At 75.9% G+C, this 2647-nt stretch carries 3 protein-coding genes; 2 read left to right on the top strand and 1 reads right to left on the bottom strand.

What is annotated here, in order from left to right; genetic code table 11:
* The coding region (locus AB0J68_RS30650) for a UbiA family prenyltransferase (protein ID WP_363942188.1) at positions 1 to 734 on the bottom strand (734 nt) is incomplete at its 3' end.
* 46 nt (positions 735 to 780) lie between these two features.
* Between AB0J68_RS30650 and AB0J68_RS30645 the strand changes: the two genes are divergently transcribed.
* Together AB0J68_RS30645 and AB0J68_RS30640 are read left to right on the top strand one after the other, a co-directional pair.
* Positions 781 to 1554, top strand: a complete 774-nt coding sequence (locus tag AB0J68_RS30645) for a methyltransferase domain-containing protein (RefSeq protein ID WP_355064977.1) — start codon at positions 781 to 783, stop codon at positions 1552 to 1554.
* Between the two features lie 41 nt (positions 1555 to 1595).
* The coding region (locus AB0J68_RS30640) for an acyl-CoA dehydrogenase family protein (RefSeq protein WP_363942185.1) at positions 1596 to 2647 on the top strand (1052 nt) is incomplete at its 3' end.

Genomic DNA, 2647 nt, shown 5'->3' with positions numbered 1-2647 from the left:
CCGCCGTCGTGCCGCCACTGAGCTGGTACGACGGCGGCCGTGCCGACCGCCGCCAGCCCGAGGGCCGACGGCGGCCCGGGCGGCCCCAGGACCAGGATGGCGGTCGCGGCGAGGAGCAGCCCCGCCGCGGCCGCCCGGCTGCCCGCCGCGCCGAGGCGGTGCGGCAGGCCGCGTACCCCCGTCCGGGCGTCGTCGGCCAGGTCGGGCAGCACGTTGGCGAAGTGCGCGCCGGCCCCCAGGCAGGCCGCCGCCGCCAGCAGCCAGGCCGGCGGGGTCGGCTCGCCGGGCAGCGCCAGCACCACGAAGGCGGGCAGCGCGCCGAAGGACACCGCGTACGGCAGCACCGAGAGGACGGTGGCCTTGAGCGGCCAGTCGTAGAGCAGCGCGGAGACCAGGGCGACCGTGAGCCAGAGCGCCGCCGGAGGGTTCGTGGTCAGCGCCAGCAGCGGGCAGGCCAACGCGGCCGCCGCCGCGGCCCAGGCCGTGACGCGCCGGCCCACCGCGCCGGCGGCGACCGGCTTGTCGGTACGCCCCACAGTGGCGTCCCGCTCGGCGTCCAACGCATCGTTGGTCCAGCCGACGGCGAGCTGGCTGGCGAGTACGGCGAGCACCACCGAGACGATTCCCGACGGCCGGTGCCCCACCCCCCAGGCCAGCAGACCGGACACCGTGGTCACTGCGGCGGCCGGTTCCGGATGGCTCGCTCTGACCAGCCCTAACACCCTGGACGACATAAGGGAAGTCTGGTCGTTACCGAGCAGTCGTGCCACGCTCGGTGCCATGCGAGACGTGGCTGCGGCCGCGGCGTCCACCGGTCCCCGGGTGCTGCCGCGCAACGACCCGCGCCAGTACGACGACCTGGCCGGCGAGTGGTGGCGGCCCGATGGCGCGTTCGCGATGCTGCACTGGCTGGCCGAGGCCCGCGCGGCGCTCGTGCCGCCGGCGACCCGCCCGGATGCGGTCCTGGTCGATCTGGGCTGCGGCGCCGGACTGCTCGCGCCGCACCTCGCCGGTAAGGGATACCGGCACGTCGGTGTCGACCTGACCCGCTCGGCGCTGGTCCAGGCCGCCGGGCACGGGGTGCGCGTGGTCCAGGGTGACGTCACCGCGGTGCCGCTGTCGGACGGGTGTGCCGACGTCGTCTCGGCCGGTGAGCTGCTGGAACATGTGCCGGATTGGCCGCGCGCGGTGGCGGAGGCGTGCCGGCTGCTGCGCCCGGGCGGCCTGCTGGTGCTGGACACGCTCAACGACACGGCGCTGGCCCGGCTGGTCGCGGTACGGATCGCCGAGCGGCTGCCGACGGTGCCGCGTGGCATCCACGATCCACGGTTGTTCGTGGACGCTCGCGCACTGGTGGCCGAGTGTGCCCGGCACGGCGTCGAGCTGCGCCTGCGCGGCATCCGTCCGCAGGTCGGCGGTCTGGTCGCCTGGCTGGTGCGCCGGGCGCGCGCGACGCGGACGCCGGGCGCGACGTCGACGGGCCGTGCCCCGCGCATCGTGCCGACCCGGTCCACCGCCGTGCTGTACCAGGGCCAGGGGGTCCGCAGAGGATAGTCGGCTCGTGGCGGGGTATGGGACGCCGAGAAGGGAGCGATATGACGGTGCATGCGCTTGAGGCGGCCCGCCGGTTGGCGCCGCGGTTCGCCGCGCGGGCGGCGGAGCACGACCGGGACGGCTCCTTTCCGGTCGACGACTTCCGTGACCTGCGGGAGGCCGGCCTGTTCGGGCTGATGGTGCCCCGCGCGCTGGGTGGCCTGGGCGCCAGCTTCGCCGAGTACGCCGCGGTGGCCACCGAACTTGCTCGGGGCAACGGCGCGACCGCCCTGGTGTTCAACATGCACGCCTCGGTGACCGGCGCGCTGGGCGCGGTCACCGAGGAGTTGGCCGAGGCCCTGGGTGTGCCGGACGAGGCGTTGGCCGCCCGGGACCGCCTGCTCACCGCCGCCGCGCAGGGCTCCTGGTACGCCGTCGCAATGAGCGAGCGCGGCGCCGGTGCCCGACTCTCCCAGTTGAGCACGGTCTACGAGCCGACCGACGAGGGGTGGCATCTCAAGGGCAGCAAGACCTTCTGCTCCGGGGCGGGGCACGCCGACGGCTACCTGGTGGCCGCGCGCAGCTCCGCCGACCAGTCGGTGGTGTCGCAGTTCCTGGTGCCGGCCGGTGACGGTCTGAGCGTCGAGCCGACCTGGGACGCCCTCGGCATGCGCGCCACCTCGTCGCACGACCTGCACCTGGACGTCACCGTGCCGGCCGACCGGCTGCTCGGCGGGGTGGAGGGGCTGGCGCTGGTGGTCGCCCAGCTGATGCCGCACTGGCTGGTGGCCAGTTACGCGGCCGTCTACGTGGGGGTGGCCCGGGCGGCGATCGACGCGGCGGCCGAGCATCTCAACGCCCGCAACCTGGCCGGCCTGCCGGCGGTGCGGGCGCGGCTGGGCCGGGCGGACGCGGCGACCGCGGCGGCCGAGCTGGTGGTGGCCGAGGCGGCCCGGCGGGTCGACGACGCCCCGGGGGACGCGGAGACCAACCGCTGGGTGTGGCGGGCGAAGCTGCTGGCCGGCACCACGGCCGCCGAGGTGGCGGCGTCGATGCTGGAGGCGGCGGGGACGTCGGCGACCCGGCGTGGTCATCCGTTGGAGCGGCTCTACCG

Source organism: Micromonospora sp. NPDC049580 (assembly GCF_040675595.1).
In the GTDB taxonomy this organism is placed as follows: Bacteria; Actinomycetota; Actinomycetes; order Mycobacteriales; family Micromonosporaceae; genus Micromonospora.
Note: the sequence above shows the minus strand (reverse complement) of the source record. Positions and strands in the feature narration are given on the sequence as shown.

What these genes read in the sequence shown, in the direction of transcription:
- AB0J68_RS30645 (WP_355064977.1), top strand. Translation starts at nt 781, where the DNA reads ATGCGAGACGTGGCTGCGGCCGCGGCGTCCACCGGTCCCCGGGTGCTG.